The organism is Massilia solisilvae, assembly GCF_024753215.1.
Lineage (GTDB): Bacteria > Pseudomonadota > Gammaproteobacteria > Burkholderiales > Burkholderiaceae_D > Telluria > Telluria solisilvae.
On the sequence record NZ_JANUGV010000008.1, the window covers coordinates 123,021 to 143,561 of the forward strand.

At 66.4% G+C, this 20,541-nt stretch carries 18 protein-coding genes; 14 read left to right on the forward strand and 4 right to left on the reverse strand.

The genetic code is table 11. From position 1 onward, the window contains the following. The first annotated feature begins 12 nt into the window (after positions 1 to 12). Positions 13 to 792, forward strand: a complete 780-nt coding sequence (locus NX773_RS21420; RefSeq protein WP_258858293.1) for an enoyl-CoA hydratase — start codon at positions 13 to 15, stop codon at positions 790 to 792. Positions 793 to 925: 133 nt separating this feature from the next. Here the strand turns inward: NX773_RS21420 and NX773_RS21425 are convergent, their stop codons facing one another. The 4 genes from NX773_RS21425 to NX773_RS21440 are packed head-to-tail and all read right to left on the reverse strand — an operon-like array spanning position 926 to position 3,656. Further along, positions 926 to 1,159 carry a hypothetical protein gene (locus tag NX773_RS21425; RefSeq protein WP_258858294.1) on the reverse strand — a complete coding sequence of 78 codons (234 nt, stop codon included), beginning with the start codon at positions 1,157 to 1,159 and terminating at the stop codon, positions 926 to 928. Between the two features lie 52 nt (positions 1,160 to 1,211). After that, the gene (locus NX773_RS21430; RefSeq protein WP_258858295.1) at positions 1,212 to 1,955 is read right to left on the reverse strand and encodes an MOSC domain-containing protein; all 744 of its coding nucleotides are present in this window, start codon (positions 1,953 to 1,955) and stop codon (positions 1,212 to 1,214) included. A gap of 10 nt (positions 1,956 to 1,965) precedes the next feature. After that, the gene (locus NX773_RS21435) at positions 1,966 to 2,850 is read right to left on the reverse strand and encodes a dihydrodipicolinate synthase family protein (protein WP_258858296.1); all 885 of its coding nucleotides are present in this window, start codon (positions 2,848 to 2,850) and stop codon (positions 1,966 to 1,968) included. 23 nt (positions 2,851 to 2,873) lie between these two features. Further along, on the reverse strand, positions 2,874 to 3,656 hold the full coding sequence (locus NX773_RS21440; protein WP_258858297.1) for an aldolase: 783 nt from the start codon (positions 3,654 to 3,656) through the stop codon (positions 2,874 to 2,876). A 129-nt stretch (positions 3,657 to 3,785) separates the two neighbouring features. Between NX773_RS21440 and NX773_RS21445 the strand changes: the two genes are divergently transcribed. From NX773_RS21445 to NX773_RS21505, 13 genes are all read left to right on the forward strand, one after another. After that, positions 3,786 to 4,337, forward strand: coding sequence for a helix-turn-helix domain-containing protein (locus NX773_RS21445; RefSeq protein WP_258858298.1), 552 nt, complete (start codon positions 3,786 to 3,788; stop codon positions 4,335 to 4,337). 184 nt (positions 4,338 to 4,521) lie between these two features. Further along, positions 4,522 to 5,769 (forward strand): MFS transporter, encoded by a 1,248-nt coding sequence (locus NX773_RS21450; RefSeq protein WP_370662275.1) that lies wholly within the window; start codon positions 4,522 to 4,524, stop codon positions 5,767 to 5,769. A 27-nt stretch (positions 5,770 to 5,796) separates the two neighbouring features. Then, entirely contained in the window at positions 5,797 to 7,182 is a 1,386-nt protein-coding gene (locus tag NX773_RS21455; protein ID WP_258858299.1) for a NarK family nitrate/nitrite MFS transporter, read from the forward strand. A gap of 17 nt (positions 7,183 to 7,199) precedes the next feature. Continuing rightward, positions 7,200 to 7,859, forward strand: coding sequence for a carbonic anhydrase (locus NX773_RS21460; protein WP_258858300.1), 660 nt, complete (start codon positions 7,200 to 7,202; stop codon positions 7,857 to 7,859). A gap of 133 nt (positions 7,860 to 7,992) precedes the next feature. Further along, a complete protein-coding gene (locus NX773_RS21465) occupies positions 7,993 to 11,688 on the forward strand; it encodes a nitrate reductase subunit alpha (protein ID WP_258858301.1) in 3,696 nt (1,231 codons plus the stop codon). 3 nt (positions 11,689 to 11,691) lie between these two features. After that, positions 11,692 to 13,248: a nitrate reductase subunit beta gene (gene narH, locus NX773_RS21470; protein WP_258858302.1), complete on the forward strand. Its 1,557-nt coding sequence runs from the start codon at positions 11,692 to 11,694 to the stop codon at positions 13,246 to 13,248. Continuing rightward, a complete protein-coding gene (gene narJ / locus NX773_RS21475; protein WP_258858303.1) occupies positions 13,245 to 13,913 on the forward strand; it encodes a nitrate reductase molybdenum cofactor assembly chaperone in 669 nt (222 codons plus the stop codon). Before narH ends, narJ begins: the two co-directional genes overlap by 4 nt. A 13-nt stretch (positions 13,914 to 13,926) precedes the next feature. Beyond that, a complete protein-coding gene (gene narI, locus NX773_RS21480) occupies positions 13,927 to 14,610 on the forward strand; it encodes a respiratory nitrate reductase subunit gamma (protein ID WP_258858304.1) in 684 nt (227 codons plus the stop codon). Positions 14,611 to 14,620: 10 nt separating this feature from the next. Beyond that, a complete protein-coding gene (locus NX773_RS21485) occupies positions 14,621 to 15,367 on the forward strand; it encodes a peptidylprolyl isomerase (RefSeq protein WP_258858305.1) in 747 nt (248 codons plus the stop codon). A gap of 19 nt (positions 15,368 to 15,386) precedes the next feature. Then, a complete protein-coding gene (gene moaA, locus NX773_RS21490; RefSeq protein WP_258858306.1) occupies positions 15,387 to 16,361 on the forward strand; it encodes a GTP 3',8-cyclase MoaA in 975 nt (324 codons plus the stop codon). A gap of 75 nt (positions 16,362 to 16,436) precedes the next feature. Continuing rightward, entirely contained in the window at positions 16,437 to 18,383 is a 1,947-nt protein-coding gene (locus NX773_RS21495; protein ID WP_258858307.1) for a type IV pili methyl-accepting chemotaxis transducer N-terminal domain-containing protein, read from the forward strand. Positions 18,384 to 18,415: 32 nt separating this feature from the next. Continuing rightward, entirely contained in the window at positions 18,416 to 19,072 is a 657-nt protein-coding gene (locus tag NX773_RS21500; RefSeq protein ID WP_258858308.1) for a response regulator, read from the forward strand. A gap of 251 nt (positions 19,073 to 19,323) precedes the next feature. Then, positions 19,324 to 20,532 (forward strand): cytochrome-c peroxidase, encoded by a 1,209-nt coding sequence (locus NX773_RS21505; RefSeq protein ID WP_258858309.1) that lies wholly within the window; start codon positions 19,324 to 19,326, stop codon positions 20,530 to 20,532. The last annotated feature ends 9 nt before the right edge of the window (positions 20,533 to 20,541 follow it).

A 20,541-nucleotide genomic window follows, 5' to 3' on the forward strand; every position in this document is an offset into this window, starting at 1 on the left:
CGGAGACCCCGCATGGAGATCTTGACCACCAAGGCCAACGGCATCCTGACCATTGAATTCAACCGCCCGGAGCGCAAGAACGCGATCACCGGCGCCATGTACAAGACCGTGGCCGACGCGCTGCTGGACGGCGACCAGGACAGTGCGGTGCGCGCCGTGCTCATCACCGGCAAGCCGGAGATCTTCACGGCCGGGAACGACCTGGACGACTTCCTCAACAACGTGAAGCCGGAAGACGGCTCGATGGGCATCGACCGGCCGGTGTTCCAGTTCATGCGCGCGCTGGCGGGCATGAACAAGCCGGTGGTGGCGGCCGTGTCGGGCGCGGCTGTGGGCATCGGCACCACCATGCTGATGCACTGCGACCTGGTGTACGCGGCCGACAACGCCAAGTTCTCGCTGCCGTTCTCGCAGCTGGGCCTTTGCCCGGAGTTCGCATCGTCGATACTGCTGCCGCAGCTGGCAGGCTACCCGCGCGCGGCCGAGAAGCTGCTGCTCGGCGAAGCGTTCGGGGTGCAGGAAGCGTTCGAGATGGGCCTGGTCACGCGCGTGCTGCCGGCCGGCGAGCTGGCCGCGTTCGTGCAGCAGCAGCTGGCCAAGCTGGTGGCGCTGCCGCCAGCCTCAATCCGCGCCACCAAGGCGCTGATGAAGCGGCCGCGCACTGATGCGATCAACGACACCATGGCCGTCGAGAACAAGCAGTTCGGGGCAATGCTGCTGGGCGCCGAGGCGAAGGAAGCGTTCACCGCATTCTTCGAGAAGCGCAAGCCCGATTTTTCGAAGTTCGACTGAACGAGGTAGGGTGGGCAGGTCCTCCTGCCCACGCGTTCAGCGCACGCTTGTGTGGCCTGAACGCCTGCTCCGGAGTGCTTGCGTCGCCTGAACGCGTGGGCGGGAGACCCGCCCACCCTACGGGAGCTTCCGGTTACCTCTGGGGCGCGGTGGCGTGCAACCCGTCTTTGAAACCCTGCGTCGCGTCGGGCAGGGCCACCAACCACAGGTAGCTGCCGGCGGCCAGCGCGATCGCCAGGCCGAACAACCGTACGCGCAGCGCTTTGTTGCGGCCCTGCCGGGATGGGTCGGGCTCGCCGCACTTTGGACACGCGGTGGCCTTGGGTGAGACTTCGGAATCGCATTGCCTGCATGAGACGAGTGCCATGTTCTCCTCCTTTTAATTGTCGTTTCATCATATTTCGGGATCAGCCAACCCGTCAATACGCATGCCCGTCCGATGCTGACGAACTGGCAGGGCACAAGGCGCCTCGCATTTTGCCGGTGGGGCCGGACAGGCGCTCGGTCCAGTCTTCGGTCTGACCGCTCGCCAGGCGGCGCGCGAAAAGGTCGCGCCAATTCGAGGGCAGCGCGGCAAGCCCGGGCAGCTCGACGAGCACCTGCGAAGGAGTATCCCTGTCGTAGAGCGCAGCGATGATGCGCGACAGTGGCCAGGCTGGATGCGCCCGCTCCAGCAACACCAGCGCATCCCCTGGGGCCACCCAGCCCGGCGCGAGCACACGGTAGTACCAGCCGGTCCGCCCGCTGCGCTGGACCAGCGCGGCCATCGCAGGTTCGGCGAACCGCAGGTTCAGCTTCCAGCAGGGCTGGCGCGACTGCGATACCTGTACGATGGCCTGGCCCAGGGCCAGCACGTCGCCGATGCACAGGTCCGCTTCGGTGCACCCGATGGTGGACAGGTTTTCCCCGAAGGCGCCGGCCCGCGCCAGCGATGCGCGCATCCCGATGCGCTTGATCCACCACGTGTAATGCTCCAGTGCGTAGTGGTGCAGCGCTTTCGCGGGGCCGCCGTGGCGCCGGGTGTCGGCCTGGGCATCACCTTCCAGACCGCTGCGGCCAAGCCAGCAGGGCGCTTGAAGCGCGTGCTTGGCGATGCCACTGGCAGCAACGGCCCCCAGCGGCGCCACGGGACCAGCCAGCAGGCTTGAAACCGTCCAGCGCATCGCGGTCCGGTCAGCCGCGGAGGTCGGCCAGGATGGTGGCCAGCTCCGCCGTCTGCATGTCGCCCAGCGGCTGCAGCGGCGCGCGCGGTGCGCCGGCGTCGAAGTCGAGCAGCTTCAGGCCTGCCTTGACGGTGGTGGGCAAGCCGCCGTTGACGATGAACTGCAGCAGCGGCAGCTGGCGATAGAACAGCTGTCGCGCGCGTGGCAGGTCGTTGGCCTGCATCGCCTCGTACAAGGCCAGCGGCAGCTCGGCGTTCAGGTTCGGGGCGGCGGTGCACCAGCCCGTGGCGCCCGCGGCCAGCGCGGCCAGCGCGAGCGGGTTGCTGCCGTTGTAGAACGGGATGGCGTCGTCGGTCAGCTGCGCCAGCCGGTGCATGCGCTGCACGTCCCCCGTGCTCTCCTTGACCATGGTGACGTTCGGGACCGTGCGGCAGATGCGGGCGATCAGTTCCGGCGACATGTCCACGCCGCTGGTGGCCGGGTTGTTGTACAACATGATCGGAATCGAGATCGCTTCGGCGATGCGCGCGTAGTGGCCGAGGATCTCGGCCTCGTTCAGCTTCCAGTACGAGACCGGCAGCACCATGACCGCATCCGCGCCGGCCTTCTCGGCAAAGCGCGCGCGGCGGATGGCGTTATCGGTGGTCAGGTCGGAAATGCCCACCACGACGGGCACGCGCTGGCGCACCGCGCGAATCGCGGTGTCGGCCACGCAGTCCCACTCGTGGTCCGACAGGTAGGCGCTTTCGCCCGTGCTGCCCAGCGGGGCGATGGCATGCACGCCGCTGGCAACGAGGCGCTCGACCAGCGCTTCCAGTGCCGGCGCATCCACCTCATTGTTGTGGGTGAACGGCGTGACGGGATAGGCGATGATCCCTTTGAATTGTTTGGTCATGATTGTTCCTTTGTCGTGTGTGCTCAAGCCAGGCAGTCGGCATGGCGGCGCAGGGCGCGCCGCGCGTAGTAGGCGAAGGTGACGCTGTCGCGCTTGGGCGTGGAGATCCAGTCGTGCGCCTCGCGCGCCAGCGCTTCGGGCAGCGGCTTGATGGCGCCGGCGCTCATCGCCAGCAGCTGCAGGCGCGCGGCGCGTTCGATCAGGATCGCCAGCATGCAGGCTTCCTCGATGGTCTTGCCGACCACCAGCTGGCCGTGGTGGGCCAGCAGGATGGCGCGCTTGTCGCCCAGGGCGCGGGCGATGATCTCGCCTTCCTCATTACCGACCGGGACGCCGGGCCAGGCCGGCAGGAAGGCGCAGTCGTCGTAGAGCGGGCAGGTGTCCATGTGCGAGACGGCCAACGGTTCTTCGAGCATCGACAGCGCGGCCGCATGGGTCGGGTGGGTGTGGATGATGCAGTTCACGTCGGGCCGCTGGCGATAGATCCAGGTGTGGAAGCGGTTGGCAGGGTTGGGAATGCCGCGTCCGGCCAGCACCTTCAGGTCCTGGTCCACGTGGATCAGGTTCGACATCGTGATCTCGTCGAAACCCAGGCCAAGCTGCTGGGTGTAGAAACTGTCGCCGCCTTCGGCGCGGCAGGTGATCTGCCCGGCCAGCCCGGAATCGTGGCCGGCGTCGAACAGGACGCGGCAGGTGAGCGCCAGCTTCTGGCGTGCGCTCCAGCCGCTGTCGCCGACTTCCTGGGCAAGGCGTTGCTGGGCGATGGAGACAAGCTCCGGTTTGGATAGGTTCAAGGTATCAGCCAATTGGTTCTCCTGTTGCTTGATGAACGGCGTTCCCCCACCTGGCGGGCCCACCTGGCTGGAAACGACGTAAATCATAGGACACACGGTGTCCTACTGTACAATAGATTTTCCATATCGTGGGTGCAGGCTATGACTATCAGGCTGAAACTGCTGCGCAAGCAGAAGGGCTGGTCGCTCGAGGTGCTCGCCGAGCAGACCGGCCTGACCAAGAGTTACCTGTCGAAGGTGGAGCGGGGCGTGAGCGTGCCGTCGATCGCGGTCGCGCTCAAGCTGTCCAAGGCGCTTGGCGTCGAGGTGGGCGACCTGTTCTCCGAGGAGCGCAACCGCGAGGCGGTCGTCATCACGCGCGCGGCGCAGCGCACCCGCATTGGCGACCCGAAATCGAGCGCGCGCAAAGTGGAGGGCATTGCCACCGAAGTGGCGCCCAAGCGCATGCTGCCTTTCGTGGCCTGGCCGTCCGCCGAGTTCTCGGCGTCGGGTTACAAGGAGCATGAAGGCGAGGAGCTGCTGTTCGTGCACCGCGGCGCCATCGAGCTCGAATTTCCCAACGAGACCGTGCGCCTCGACGAAGGCGACTCCGTCTACTTCAATGCGCTGATCCCGCACCGCATGCGCAGTGTCGGTCCGGTGCAAGCGGAGGTGCTGGTCGTCGTCAGCAACGACGAGGAGGATGGGGCCTGACGCTTGCGAACCACGAATAAACCTTCGCATGCTACGAACTGACTAGTTCCCCACCCGACGTACTAGCCCATCCGGCGCATCGGACTAGGCAGCCTGCAGGTCCTCGCGCAGCCCTCCGGCCAATGGTCGCCACAGGCGGGCTTCACTAAGCTTTCTCCATCCGTTATTGGGATTGGAGAAGCACGTGTCTATTCAACGCAAGCCCCTGTCTGTCCTCATCAGCAGCACCTTTGCCTTCACCATCTGCTTTGCAGTCTGGATGATGTTCGCGGTGCTGGGCATCCCCATCAAGACCCAGCTTGGCCTGAACGAAACGCAGTTCGGGCTGCTCGCGGCCACGCCGGTTCTCACCGGTTCGCTGGTGCGCGTCCCGCTCGGGATCTGGACCGACCGCTACGGCGGGCGCATCGTCCTGTTCGCGCTGATGCTGGCCGCCGTGATCCCGGTCGCCCTGATCAGCTACGCCACCGAATACTGGCAGTTCCTGCTGCTCGGTCTCGGTGTGGGCCTGGCCGGTGGCTCGTTCTCGGTCGGCACGCCGTACGTCGCGCGCTGGTTCTCGAAAGAGCGCAAGGGTCTGGCGATGGGCGTGTTCGGCGCCGGTAACTCCGGCTCGGCGCTCACCAAGTTCGTCGCCCCGGCCATCATCGCGGCCTGGGGCTGGCAGGCGGTGCCGCGCGTGTTCGCGATCGCGCTGCTGGCCACCGCCGTCATCTTCTGGTTGTTCTCGTACACCGATCCGTCGCACGTGGGCGCCGGCGGCTCCAGCTTCAGCCAGCAGCTCAAGGTGCTCAAGGATCCGCGCGTGCTGCGCTACTGCCAGTACTACTCGGTGGTGTTCGGTGGCTACGTCGGGCTGGCGCTGTGGATGACCAAGTACTACGTGGCCGAATACGGCTTCACGATGTCCACCGCCGCGCTGCTTGCCGCCTGCTTTTCGCTGCCCGGTGGCGCCGTGCGCGCGGTCGGCGGCTGGATATCCGACAAGTACGGCGCCTACAAGGTCACGTGGTACGTGATGTGGGTGATGTGGGTGTGCCTGTTCCTGCTGTCGTACCCGCAGACGAGCATGACCATCAAGACCGTCAACGGCGCGCTGAACCTGAACCTGGCCTTGACCCCGTGGATGTTCACCGCGCTGCTGTTCGTGGTCGGCGTGGCCATGGCGATCGGTAAAGCCTCCGTCTTCAAGTTCATCGGCGACGAATTCACCGACAACATCGGCGCCGTCTCGGGTGTGGTGGGGCTGGCGGGCGGCCTTGGCGGCTTCATCCTGCCGATCATGTTCGGCGCCCTGGTCGACCTGACCGGCGTGCGCTCCAGCGCTTTCATGCTGCTGTACGGGACCGTCTGCGTGTCGCTGATCAGCATGCACTTTTCCTTCAAGCCCGCGCGGGCCAACGCTGCCCCGCTTGCGCCGCGCGCGGCTTGATTCCTTTATTCCTTCTCGGAGTACGACATGAGCAAATACCTGATACAGACCTGGGAGCCGGAGTTCCCGGCATTCTGGCGCGACACCGGCAAGAGCACAGCGGACCGCAACCTGTGGATCTCGATCCCGGCCCTGTTGCTGGCCTTCGCCGTTTGGATGGTGTGGAGCGCGGTGGTGGTGCACCTGCCGTCGATCGGCTTCAAGTTCAGCACCAACCAGTTGTTCTGGCTGGCCGCGCTGCCCGGCCTGTCCGGCGCCACACTGCGCATCTTCTATTCATTCATGGTGCCCATCTTTGGTGGGCGCAAATGGACGACGATCTCCACCGCCTCGCTGCTGCTGCCCGCCGTCGGCATCGGCCTTGCGGTGCAGGATCCGAACACCAGCTACCCGACCATGCTGGTGCTGGCGCTGCTGTGCGGCTTCGGCGGCGGCAACTTCGCCTCGTCGATGGCCAACATCAGCTTCTTCTATCCCAAGGCGCAAAAAGGCTACGCGCTTGGCATGAACGCGGGCCTTGGCAACCTGGGCGTATCGGTGGTGCAGTTCGTGGTGCCGCTGGTGATCACGGGCGCGGTGTTCGGCGCGATCGGCGGCGAGGCGCAGTCCGTGGTCAAGAACGGCGAGACCAGCCAGATGTGGCTGCAGAACGCCGGGTTCATCTGGGTGCCGTTCATCCTCCTCTCCACCCTGGCCGCCTGGTTCGGCATGAACGACCTGGCCCCGGCCAAGGCCTCGTTCAGCGAGCAGGCCGTGATCTTCAAGCGCAAGCACAACTGGCTCATGTGCTGGCTCTACACCGGCACCTTTGGCTCGTTCATCGGCTATTCGGCGGCGTTCCCGCTGCTGATCAAGAGCGAATTCCCCGACGTGAACCCGCTGCAGTACGCGTTCCTGGGCCCGCTCGTTGGCGCGCTGGCGCGCGTGGCCGGCGGCTACATCTCCGACAAGCTGGGGGGCGCGCGCGTGACGCTGTGGACCTTCCTGGTGATGATCGGCGCGGTGATGGGCGTGCTCTCGTTCGCGCCGGCGCACGGCGCGGCCGGCAACTTCCATGGCTTCTTCTGGATGTTCATGCTGCTGTTCGCCGCCTCGGGCGTGGGCAACGCGTCGACCTTCCGCATGATCCCGGTGATCTTCATGACCGAGCGCCAGCGCGAGGCGGCCGGCAAGGACAAGGCGGCACAGGACCAGGCGATCGTGGACGCCAACAAGGAGAGCGCCGCGGTGCTCGGCTTCACCTCGGCCGTTGCAGCCTATGGCGCCTTCTTCATCCCGAAGAGCTATGGCACCTCGATTGCGCTGACCGGCAGCCCGAACGCTGCGCTGTGGGCGTTCATCGCCTACTACGTGACCTGCGTGGGAATCACCTGGTGGCACTACGCGCGCCGCAACGCGCCGATGCCCTGCTAAAGGAACGCGGGCTGCCCATGGAAGACATCGAACGCTTCATCGAAGGATTCGGCCGCTTCCAGAAGCAGTATTTCGCGGCCGGCCACCCACTGTTCGCGTCCCTGCGCGAAGGGCAGCACCCGTCCACGCTGGTGATCGGCTGCTGCGACTCGCGCGTGGACCCGGCGCTGCTCACCGACAGCGCGCCGGGCGACATGTTCGTGGTGCGGAACATCGCCAACCTGGTCCCGCCATGCACGCCGCAGGCGCCGCCGGGCGTGAGCTCGGCGATCGAGTTCGCGGTCTGCAACCTGCAGGTCGAGCGCGTCATCGTGCTCGGGCACGCGCGCTGCGGCGGCATTGCCGCACTGATGGCGCCGCGCCAGCTGGCGCCGGAAACCGATTTTGTCGGGCGCTGGATGAAGATCGCCGAGCCGGTGCGGCAAAGGATCGAAAGCGGCTACCAGCACCGCAGCCTGGATGAGCGGCGCCGCCTGCTCGAGCAGGCCAGCATCCTGCAATCGCTGGACAACCTCATGACCTATCCGTGGATCGCGAGCCGCGTGGCGCAAGGCTCGCTCAAGCTGCATGGCTGGTACTTCGACATGGAATGCGGCGCGCTGATGGCCTATTCGGCGCGCCAGCAGTGCTTCCTGCCGATGGTGCCGGCGGCGCAGGCCGGACCGCGGGCGGCATAGGCATTTAGCGCTAGACGGACTAGTACTTCCAGAAGCGCGCTTTCGCCTGTTATGCGAATACCCATCAGACAGGCCGCTGCTTAGACTGCCTACTGACGTTTTGACCCCTACAAGGCGCAAGCCTGGAGAGCAGATGAGTCACTTTTTGGATCGATTGAAGTTCTTTTCCCGCGAGACCTTCGCGGATGGCCACGGCGCCGTCGTGGCCGAAGACCGCACCTGGGAGAAGGCCTACCGCCAGCGCTGGCAGCACGACAAGATCGTGCGTTCGACGCATGGCGTGAACTGCACCGGTTCGTGCAGCTGGAAGGTCTATGTGAAGAACGGCCTGATCACCTGGGAGACCCAGCAGACCGATTACCCGCGCACCCGTCCCGACCTGCCCAACCACGAGCCGCGCGGCTGCCCGCGTGGCGCCAGCTATTCGTGGTACGTGTATTCCGCACAGCGCGTGAAGTACCCGATGGTGCGCGGCCGGCTGATGAAGATGTGGCGCCAGGCGCGCATGTCGATGGACCCGGTGTCGGCCTGGGAGTGGGTGAGCCAGGACCCGGACCGCGCGCGCCAGTACAAGTCGGTGCGCGGCCAGGGCGGCTTCGTGCGCGCCAGCTGGGACGAGGTGAACGAGATGATCGCCGCCGCCAACGCGTTCACGGTCAAGCGCTACGGGCCTGACCGCGTGGTCGGATTTTCGCCGATTCCGGCCATGTCGATGGTGAGCTACGCCGCCGGCACGCGCTACCTGTCGCTGATCGGCGGCGTGGCGCTCAGCTTCTACGACTGGTACTGCGACCTGCCGCCGGCAAGCCCGCAGGTGTGGGGCGAGCAGACCGACGTGCCGGAATCGGCCGACTGGTACAACTCGACCTTCCTGATGGTGTGGGGCTCGAACGTGCCGATGACGCGTACGCCCGACGCCCACTTCTACACCGAGGTGCGCTACAAGGGCACGAAGACGGTGGCGGTGTCGTCCGACTTTGGCGAGATGGCCAAGTTCGGCGACATCTGGCTCGCGCCCAAGCAGGGTACCGACGCCGCGCTGGCGATGGCGATGGGCCACGTGATCCTGTCCGAGTACCACGCCACCGGCAAGTCGGAGTACTTCCGCTCGTACGCCAAGCAGTACACCGACTTCCCGATGCTGGTGCTGCTCAAGGAGCACGAGGGCAAGCTGGTGCCGGACTACTTCCTGCGCGCTTCGCACCTGGCCCGCAACCTGGACGAAACCAATAATCCCGAATGGAAGACGCTCGTGATCGATGAGGCCAGCGGCGACATCGTGGCGCCCACCGGCTCGATCGGTTTTCGCTGGGGCGAGAGCGGCAAGTGGAACCTGGAGCAAAAGAGCGCGAACGGCAAGGCTATCGACCCGCTGCTGTCGCTGGCGGGCTGCCGCGACGAGATCGCGGCGGTTAGCTTCCCGTATTTCGGCGGCGACGATCATGACCCGCTCCTGCTGCGCAATGTACCGGTCAAGCACCTGCAGCTGGCCGACGGCAGCATCGCCAGGGTGGCCACGGTGTACGACCTGACGCTCGCGAACTATGGCGTGGACCGCGGCTTCGGCGGCGCCAACGTGGCGCGCGACTACGGCGACGACGTGCCGTACACGCCCGCCTGGCAGGAGAAGCACACCGGCGTGAAGGCCGCCGACGTGATCACGGTCGCGCGCCAGTTCGCGGACAACGCCGACAAGACCCATGGCAAGAGCATGGTGATCGTGGGCGCGGCGCTGAACCACTGGTACCACATGGACATGACCTACCGCGGCATCATCAACATGCTGATGATGTGCGGCTGCGTGGGCCAGTCCGGCGGCGGCTGGGCGCACTACGTGGGCCAGGAGAAGCTGCGCCCGCAGACCGGCTGGACGCCGCTGGCGTTCGCCCTCGACTGGCAGCGCCCGTCGCGCCAGATGAACGGCACCTCGTTCTTCTATGCGCACACCAGCCAGTGGCGCCACGAGAAGCTGCCGGCCTCCGCGATCGCCGCGCCGACCGCCGGCAGCGAGGTGGACAGCATGGCGCTGATCGACTTTAACGCCAAGGCGGAGCGCCTCGGCTGGCTGCCGTCGGCGCCGCAGCTGGAAACCAATCCGCTGGACGTGACCAGCCGGGCGCGTGCCGCCGGCCAGGACCCGGTGCAGTTCGCGGTCGAGCAGATGCGCCAGTCCAAGCTCAACTTTTCGTGCGACGATCCGGACAACCCGGCCAACTTCCCGCGCAATATGTTCGTCTGGCGCTCGAACATCCTGGGCAGCTCGGGCAAGGGCCACGAATACTTCCTCAAGTACCTGCTCGGCACCCAGAACGCGGTCAACAGCGACGAATCGGACTGCATCAAGCCGCGCGACGTGAAGGTGCGCCCGGCGGCGGAGGGCAAGCTGGACCTCCTGGTGGTGCTTGACTTCCGCATGTCCACCACCTGCCTGTACGGCGACATCGTGCTGCCCACCGCCACCTGGTACGAGAAGGACGACCTGAACACGTCGGACATGCACCCGTTCATCCATCCGCTGTCCGAAGCCGTGCAGCCGCTGTGGCAGTCGCGCTCGGACTGGGAGATCTACAAGGGCATCGCCAAGAAATTCAGCGAGATCGGCGGCGAACTGCTGGGCAAGTGCGAGGACCTGGTGCTCACGCCGCTGATGCACGACACGCCGGGCGAGCTGGGCCAACCGTTCGACCCGAAGGACTGGCGCGCCGGTGAATGCGAGCCGATCCCGGGCAAGACGATGCCGGCGATGACCGTGGTCGCGCGCGACTACGCCGACGTGTACCGCAAGTACACCTCGGTCGGCCCGCTGCTCGAAACCGTCGGCAACGGCGGCAAGGGCATATCGTGGAAGACCGGGCACGAGGTCGAGCTGCTGCGCGGGATTAACCGCACCGTGCAGGAAGAGGGCGTGTCGAAGGGCCAGCCGCGCCTGGACAGCGCGATCGACGCGGCCGAGATGATCCTGGCGCTGGCGCCTGAGACCAACGGCCACGTGGCGGTCAAGGCATGGGAAGCGCTGTCGAAGATCACCGGGCGCGACCACACCCACCTGGCCAAGCCGCGCGAGCATGACACGATTCGCTTCCGCGACGTGCAGGCGCAGCCGCGCAAGATCATCTCCTCGCCCACCTGGTCGGGGCTGGAATCGGAAGAGGTCAGCTACAACGCCGGCTACACCAACGTACACGAGCTGATCCCCTGGCGCACGCTCACCGGGCGCCAGCAGTTCTACCAGGACCACCGCTGGATGCGCGACTTCGGCGAGGGCTTTTGCGTGTACAAGCGCGCGATCGACACGCGCACCATCGCGCCGATGTTGGGTGCGCGCCCGAACGGCAACCAGGAGATCGTGCTCAACTGGATCACGCCGCACCAGAAGTGGGGCATCCACTCGACCTACTCGGACAACCTGCGCATGCTCACGCTCTCGCGCGGCGGCCCCCACGTGTGGGTGTCGGAGGCAGACGCCAAGGCGGCCGGGATTGTGGACAACGACTGGATCGAGGTGTTCAACGTGAACGGCACGCTCACCGCGCGCGCCGTGGTCAGCCAGCGCGTTCCGCCCGGGATGACCCTGATGTACCACGCCCAGGAAAAGATCGTCAACGTGCCCGGCGCGGAGACGTCGAAGATGCGCGGCGGTATCCACAACTCGGTGACACGCGCGGTGACCAAACCGACCCACATGATCGGCGGTTACGCGCAGCTGGCCTGGGGTTTCAATTATTACGGCACCGTCGGTTCGAACCGCGACGAATTCGTCGTGGTCCGCAAGATGGCCAAGATCGACTGGCTCGAGCGTCCGCTGGCCGGCGCCGCCACGGGAGAGTAAAGCATGAAAATCAGAGCGCAAATCGGCATGGTGCTCAACCTGGACAAGTGCATCGGTTGCCACACCTGTTCGGTCACCTGCAAGAACGTGTGGACCAGCCGTGACGGCGTCGAGTACGCATGGTTCAACAACGTCGAGACCAAACCTGGCGTCGGCTACCCGAAGGAGTGGGAGAACCAGGACAAATGGCAGGGCGGCTGGAAGCGCAATGCCAACGGGCGTATCGAGCCGCGCCAGGGCAGCCGCATGCGGATCCTGGCCAACGTCTTCGCCAACCCCAACCTGCCGTCGATCGACGATTACTACGAGCCCTTCACCTACGACTACGAGCGCCTGCAGAACGCGCCGCTGTCGGAGACCCCGCCCACCGCGCGCCCGGTGTCGGTGATCACCGGGCAGAAGATGGACAAGATCGAGTGGGGCCCGAACTGGGAGGACGACCTGGGCGGCGAGTTCGCCCAGCGCAGCCGCGACAAGCTGTTCGACAACATGCAGAAGGACATGTACGGCAAGTTCGAGAACACCTTCATGATGTACCTGCCGCGCCTGTGCGAGCACTGCCTGAACCCGGCCTGCGTGGCGTCGTGCCCGTCAGGATCGGTGTACAAGCGCGAGGAGGACGGGATCGTGCTGGTGGACCAGGACAAGTGCCGCGGCTGGCGCATGTGCATCTCGGGCTGCCCGTACAAGAAGATCTACTACAACTGGTCTTCGGGCAAAGCCGAGAAGTGCACCTTCTGCTTCCCGCGCATCGAGGCCGGCCAGCCGACGGTGTGCTCGGAGACCTGCGTGGGCCGCATCCGCTACCTCGGCGTGCTGCTGTACGACGCCGACCAGATCGAGGCCGCTGCCTCGGTGGCGGACGAGCGTGACCTGTACCAGGCGCAGCTGTCGATGTTCCTCGATCCGAACGACCCCAAGGTGATCGAGGAAGCGCGCCGCCAGGGCATTCCGGAATCGTGGCTGGAGGCCGCGCGCAAGTCGCCGGTGTACAAGATGGCGGTGGACTGGAAGATCGCCTTCCCGCTGCACCCCGAGTACCGCACGCTGCCGATGGTCTGGTACATCCCGCCGCTGTCGCCGATCCAGGCGGCGGCCGAATCGGGCCTGTTGGGCAAGAATGGCATCCTGCCCGACACCGCCTCGCTGCGCATCCCGGTGCAGTACCTGGCCAACCTGCTCACCGCCGGCGACAAGGTGCCGGTGCTGCGCGCGCTCGACCGCATGCTGGCGATGCGCGCCTACATGCGCGGCAAGCACGTGGACAAGCACGAGGACCTGGACCTGTTGGCCCAGGTCGGCCTGACGCGCGAGACGGTCGAGGACATGTACCACATCATGGCCATTGCCAACTACGAGGACCGCTTCGTCATCCCCAGCAGTCACAAGGAGATGGTCGAGGACAGCTTCAACGACAAGGGCTCGTGCGGCTTCAGCTTCGGCAACGGCTGCTCGGACGGCGTCAGCGAAGCGAGCCTGTTCGGCAAGAAGCAGCAGGGCTCGACGATCTTCGTCTCGATGCCCAAGTCGCGCAAGAAGAAGCAGGAGGAATCAGCGTGAGCGCCTACGCCTTCGACGCGCGCTACTACCGCGCGCTGGCAGCCCTGCTGCAGTATCCGGACGCCGCGCTCGTTGCGGCGCTGCCGGAGATCGAGTCAGCGCTGCATACCGGCTCGCCCTTGCACGACAAGGTCACGCCGCTACTGGTCCACCTGAGCGCCGGCGAGCTGATCGAGCTGCAGCAAGAATACGTCGGCACGTTCGATCGCAACCCGTCGCATTCGCTGCACCTGTTCGAGCACATCCACGGCGAGTCGCGCGACCGCGGCCAGGCGATGGTGGACCTGATGCAGGAGTACCAGCGCCACGGCCTGAAGATGGAGGGCGACGACCTGCCCGACTACGTGCCGCTGTTCCTCGAGTTCCTGTCGCTGCTGGACGAAACACAGAGCGCGAACCTGCTGGGCGAGGCGGTGCACGTGCTGGCCCACGTCGGCCGCAAGCTGGCGCAGCAGGGCAGTCCGTACGCCGGCGTGTTCGCCGCGCTGGAACTGCTCAGCAGCGTGGCGCCGGCCGAACTGGACGTGCAGCCGGTGCGCGACATGGACGAAGCGCTCGAGACCTTCGGGCCGGGCGCGGACGGCGCCGAACCGCTGCTCGGAAGTGCGACAGGCGGCGTCCAGCCGATCAATTTCTACCCGCAGCGCCCACGCAAGACAGTCTGACAAAGGAAGGGACATGGACTACCTGCACCATTTCATATTCGGGATTTATCCCTACATTGCGCTCGCCGTATTCCTGCTCGGCAGCCTGGTCCGTTTTGATCGCGAGCAGTACAGCTGGCGCTCCGAGTCGAGCCAGCTGCTGCACCGGGGCAGCCTGCGCCTGGGCAGCACGCTGTTCCACATCGGCGTGCTGGGCCTGTTCTTCGGCCACGCCGTGGGCCTGCTGACGCCGGTGGCGGTGTGGGACGCGCTGGGCGTGAGCCATCAGGCCAAGCAGATGTTCGCCATGGCCGCCGGGGGCGTGATGGGCAGCCTGTGCCTGCTCGGCATATTGATCCTGCTCGCGCGCCGCTTTGGCAACGAGCGGCTGCGTGCGATCACCACCGCGCGCGACAAGCTGGTGCTCGGCTGGATCCTGGTGGCGCTGTCGCTCGGCCTGGCCTCGATCTTCGTCTCGGCCTCGCACACCGATGGTCACGTCATGGTGCAGCTGATGACCTGGGCGCAGCACGTGGTGACCTTGCGCGGCGATGCCGCCGGCTTCATCGCCGACGTGCCGCTGGTGTTCAAGCTGCACCTGTTCATGGGCATGTCGCTGTTCCTCATCTTCCCGTTCACCCGGCTGGTGCACGTGTGGAGCGGCTTCGGCGCGGCAGGCTACCTGCGCCGCGCCTGGCAACTGGTGCGCGTGCGCTGAAGGAGCGATCATGGGAATCAGCGTCAATGGCGTGGTCATCACGGACGAGCGCATCCAGGCCGAACTGGCCTGGCACCAGCAGGCTGCCAACCCGCTCGCCGAGAGTGTGCACGAAGTGGTCCTGCGCACTCTGCTGCTGCAGGAGGCGGATCGGCTGGACGTGGATGGCGAGGCCGAGGACGATCGCATCGAGGCCCTGTTTGCGCGCGAAGTGGCCGTGCCCGAACCTGACCTGGACAGCTGCGTGCGGTTCTACACCGCCAACCTCGAACGCTTCGCACCCAGCCCATTGGTGGAGGCGCGTCATATCCTGTTCCAGGTGACGCCGGAGGCGCCACTGGCGCTGCTGCGCGAGACCGCCGGCGCGGTGCTCGAAGAACTGCGCCGCGACCCGGAACGTTTCGGCGAGCTTGCGGCCAAGTATTCCAACTGCTCGTCGGGCGCGCAGGGCGGCAGCCTTGGACAGCTGACGCGCGGCCAGTGCGTACCCGAATTCGAACAGGTGCTGTTCCGCCTTGCCGAAGGCCAGTTCGCGCCGCGCCCGGTGGAGTCGCGCTTCGGCCTGCACATCGTGCAGGTCACGCGGCGGATCGACGGTACGCCGTTACCGTTCGAACTGGTCCGCCAGCGCATCGCCGACCACCTGTCCGGCAGCAGCTGGCAGCGCGCGCTGCACCAGTACCTCAGGCTGCTGGCCGGACGCGCGGCGATCGAGGGCATCGAGCTCGATGGTGCGGCCACGCCGCTGGTCCAGTAGCGCTGGAAGGAGAACCGCGATGTTACGTGACCGCTTTGGCCGCTCGATCGACTACCTGCGCCTGTCGGTGACCGACCGCTGCGACTTGCGCTGCACTTACTGCCTGCCGGCCGGCTTCAAGGGATTCGAGGAGCTGGAGTCCTGGCTCATGTTCGACGAGATCGAGCGCGTGGTCGCCGCGTTTGCGCGGCTGGGCACCTCGCGTGTGCGCCTGACCGGTGGCGAGCCGCTGCTGCGCCGTGGCCTGCCGCTACTCGCTGCGCGGCTGTCGTCCTTGCCTGGCATTCGCGACCTGTCCCTGTCCACCAACGGCACCACGCTCGCGCGCCATGCGCACGCGCTGCGCCAGGCCGGGGTAGGGCGCATCAACGTCAGCCTCGATTCGCTCGACCGATCCTGCATGGCCAGCATCACCGGGCGCGACAGCCTGCCGCTGGTGCTGGCCGGCTTGCGGGCGGCGCAGGAAGCGGGCTTCGAGCCGATCAAGATCAACATGGTCGCGATGCGCGGCGTGAACGAGAGCGAGATCGAGGACATGGCGGCGTTCTGCATCGAGCGCGGCTTCGTACTGCGCCTGATCGAGGCGATGCCGGTGGGTGACACCGGGCGCGGCGCGTCGTTCCTGAGCCTGGCCCTGGTGCAGGCGCGCTTGCGCGAGCGCTTCGCACTGGTGCCCCAGGCAGTGGAGCTGGGGGGCGGACCGGCGCGCTACCTCGCCACGCCCGATGGGCGCGCCAGCATCGGTTTCATCACGCCGATGTCGCAGCACTTCTGCGCCACCTGCAACCGCGTCAGGCTGGGCGTGGACGGCACGCTCTACCTGTGCCTGGGCCAGGACGACAGCGTTGCGCTGCGCCCGCTGTTGCGCGGCGGCGCCAGCGATGGCGAACTGGAGGCCGCGATCCGCGCCGCGGTGGAGCGCAAGCCGCAGCGGCACGAATTTGAAGAAAGGCCGGAAAAGGTGATCCGGTTCATGGCGCAAACGGGTGGCTAGATGGTAGGTTGATGGCATGAACCGCGGGTATATACTGTCGGGAACGGGCGCAGCGCCCCCATGAAAGAAGCGGCAATGTCGGAAACTGAGCGGGTACCGGTACGGCGTTCACTGTCGACCAAGATCGTCGGCGTACTTGTCGGCTTTCTGGCCGTGGCCCTGGTCATGATCGGGACCACCCTGTACCTGTCCTGGCAGCTGCAGGGCAGCGCCGCGGCCATCAACGAAACCGGCAAGCTGCGCATGGCGAGCTACCGGCTCTCGCTCGAGCTGGCCCGGGCGGCACGCGGCGAACGCGCCGAGGCCGCCGACGAGGCGCGCCGCCAGCTCGATGCCCTGGGCACGGCCATCTGGCAGCTGCGCAAGGGCGATCCCCAACGCCCGCTCGTGCTGCCGCCGGCACAACCCATCCACGCGCAATTTTCCCGTGTGTCGGCCTACTGGAACGACGCGGTGCGGCCGGCCGCGTTGTCGGTGCTCGCGGCGGCGCCGGGCAGCCAGTCGATGCAGGCGCTGGTGCACTGCGAGGCGCTCATCGATGGTTTCGTCAGGGACGCCGATGCGCTGGTGCGCGCCATCGAAACGGACAGCGAGCGCCGCATGTTCTGGCTGCGCGCCTCGCAGATGGCGCTGCTGGCGATGGCGGTGGCCAGCACGGTAACGCTGGTGTACGTGCTGTTCGGCCTGATCGTGGCGCCGGTCATGCGCATCCACCAGGGCATCATGCGCATGGGCGACGAGGATTTCAGCGTGCGCGTGGCGGTGGACAGCGACGACGAGTTCGGCCAGGTGGCGCACGGCTTCAACCAGATGGCGGCGCGCCTGCAATCGTTGTACGGCGACCTCGAAGGACTGGTGCGCAGCAAGACCGCCGCGCTGGAAGCGCAGAACGGCGAACTGGCGCTGCTGTACGACAGCGCGGCCTTCCTGCAGCAGCGCCTGCCGGTGGATGCGATGTGCGAGGGCTTCCTGGCGCGCCTGATGGAGTACTTCAAGGCCGATGGCGGCTCGGTGCGCGTGCTCGATCCCAACCGCGGCAACCTGCACATGGTGGCGCACAAGGGCATTCCGGCGCGCCTGGTCGAGGCCGAGCACTGCCTGAAAGTGGGCGAATGCCTGTGCGGCGAAGCGGTCGTGAAGAAGGTGGCGCTGGTGCATGACCTGCGCCAGGCGCCGGCCGGGCCCACGCTCGAATGCCGGCGCGCGGGGTTCCAGACCGTGTCGTTGTTCCACATCTTCGCGCACGAGCAGAACCTGGGCTTTTTCAACCTGCACTTCAAATGCGCCCGCCAGTTCGACGAGCGCGAGCGTGCGCTGCTCGAATCGATGGGGGCGCAGTTGGGCGTGGCGATCGAGAATGAACGCTATTTCGTGCGCGAGCGCGAGATGGCGATCTCGGAAGAGCGCAACCTGGTCGCGCGTGGCCTGCACGACAGCATTGCGCAGGGCCTGAACTTCCTGAATTTGCAGGTGCAGATGATGGAGCAGTCGCTCGCGGCCAAGCGGCTGGACGAAGCCTGCGACATCGTGCCTGCGCTGCGGGCCGGGGTGGAGGAAAGTTACCAGGACGTGCGCGAGCTGCTGCTGAACTTCCGCAGCCGCCTGCACGAGGGGAACCTGCTGGCGTCGCTGCAAATGACGATCAACAAGTTCCGCCAGCAGGCCGGCATCGTGGTCGAATTGCAGAGCGACGGCGAGGACGGCGCGCCGTTCCCGGGCGAGCAGCAGCTGCAGATCCTGTTCATCGTGCAGGAGGCGCTGTCGAACGTGCGCAAGCACGCCGGCGCAAGCCATGTGCTGGTGCGCCTGCACGACCGCCACGATTTCGTCCTCTCGATCGAGGACGACGGGGCTGGTTTCGATGCGTCGGCGGTCCTGGAGCGCAAGGACAGCCAGGTCGGGCTGCATATCATGCGCGAGCGCGCCGCGCGCATCGACGCCACGCTGGACATCCAGTCGGCGCCAGGCGCCGGCACCAGGGTCACGCTGCGGCTGCCGATGGAAATGCGGCACGCCGCTTGAACAAGGGGGATTTCGTGCAAACCGAAGAGACAGTGAAACCGATCAGCGTGCTGCTGGTGGACGACCACGCGCTGTTTCGCAGCGGGATCCGCTCGCTGCTGCAGCGCCAGGGCGAGTTCGTCGTCGTGGGCGAAGCGCCGGACGGCGTGGAGGGAGTCAAGCGCGTGCGCCAGCTGCGGCCGGACGTGGTGCTGCTGGACCTGAACATGCCGGGCATCTCCGGTGTCGAGACGCTGCAGCTGATGTTGCAGGAGTGCCCCGGCTGCAAGGTGCTGATGCTGACGGTGTCGGAAGAGGCACACGACCTGACGCTGGCGATCCGCGCCGGCGCCAGCGGCTACCTGGTCAAGAACATCGAGACCGATTTCCTGGTGCGCGCCATCCGCCGCGCGGCCGCCGGCGAGAAGGTGGTGGCCGAGGCGATGACCGGCAAGCTGATGGACCAGATCACGGCCGGCGCCGCGCCTGCGCGCCCGCCCTCGGAGCTGGACAAGCTGACCGCGCGCGAAAAGGAGATCCTGGCGTGCCTGGCGCGCGGCGACAGCAACAAGGCGATCGCGCGCGCGCTCGACCTGGCCGAGAGCACGGTCAAGATCCACGTCCAGAACGTGCTGCGCAAGCTCAAGCTGGCCAGCCGTGTGCAGGCGGCGGTGTTTGCCGTTGCGAACCAGGCGCAGCTGCACGACTGAGGTCCTGCCAGCACGAATGCCCCGTCGCCCCGGCGCAAGCCGGGGACCATGCTGAGCTACCGAAGTAGCCGGCTCAGCATGGATCCCGGCGTGCGCCGGGATGAGGTTTCTCTTCCCAGTCCTTCCCCCATTTTTCGCCCAAACGATGAGCCATCTCATGCGTCATCGCTGCCATTTCGCAACAAAGTGTTGCAATCGACATGATCGCAAATTAGAATCATTCTCATTTAGATTTGCGCTCATCCCACAACATGCCTACCACGCCACGCCTCCCGACCCTGCTTGCGGTGCTGACCGCCGTCGCGCTCACAGCCTGCGGCGGGGGAGGCGGCGGCAGCGCCACGCCGGTGCAGGCGCCGGTGGAATCGGTGTCCTCGCTCAGCCAAGCCGCCGCGCTGGGCGAAAAGATCTTCAGCGACGTGTCGCTGTCGGCCTCGGGCAGGCAGTCGTGCGCAAGCTGCCACAATCCGGCCAACGGGCACGGCCCGACCAGCGGCTTGGCGGTGGAGCTCGGCGGGCCGGACGGCATGGTAGTGGGTTTTCGCGCCGCGCCGTCGCTGCGCTACATGCAGGCCACGCCCGCCTTCCATTTCGAGGCGGACGGCACGCCGGTGGGCGGCTTCACCTGGGACGGCCGCGCGCAGAGGCTGGCCGAGCAGGCCGAGCGCCCCTTCCTGGCCCCGCACGAGATGGCCAACGGCAGCAAGGCCGACGTGGTAGCCAAGCTCAAGCAGGCCACCTACGCCGACCAGTTCCGCGCCGTGTTCGGCACTGCCATCTTCGATAACGCGGAACAGGCATTCAGCCGCATCCAGTTCGCGCTGCAGCAGTTCGAGAAGGAAGACCCGCGCTTCACGCCCTTCGATTCGAAATACGACCAGTTCCTGGCCGGCAAAGTGATGCTCAGCGATGCCGAGCTGCGCGGCCTGGCCTTGTTCAACAACCCGAACAAGGGCAATTGCGCGGCCTGCCATACCAGCGCGCGCGGCGCCGACGGCAGCGCGCCGCTGTTCACCGACTTCAGCTACGACAACCTGGGCGTGCCGCGCAATACGCGCATCCCGGCCACCAGCAACCCCGCCTACTACGACCTGGGCCTGTGCGGCCCGGACCGCACCGACCTGACGACACGCACCGACCTGTGCGGCGCGTTCAAGGTGCCGACCCTGCGCAACGTGGCCACCCGCAAGAGCTTCTTCCACAACGGCGCGTTCTCGAACCTGACCGACGTGGTGCGCTTTTACGTGACGCGCGACACCAATCCCGAGCGCTGGTACCCGGCCGGCCCGGACGGGGTGGTGCAGAAGTTCAACGATTTGCCGCCGGAGTTCCGCAAGAACGTGAACACCAGCGAGGCCCCCTACAACCGCCAGCCGGGCATGACCCCCGCATTGGATGAAACCGAGATCGCCGATCTTGTCCAATTCCTGGGCACGCTGACCGACGGCTACCGACCATAACCATTCACG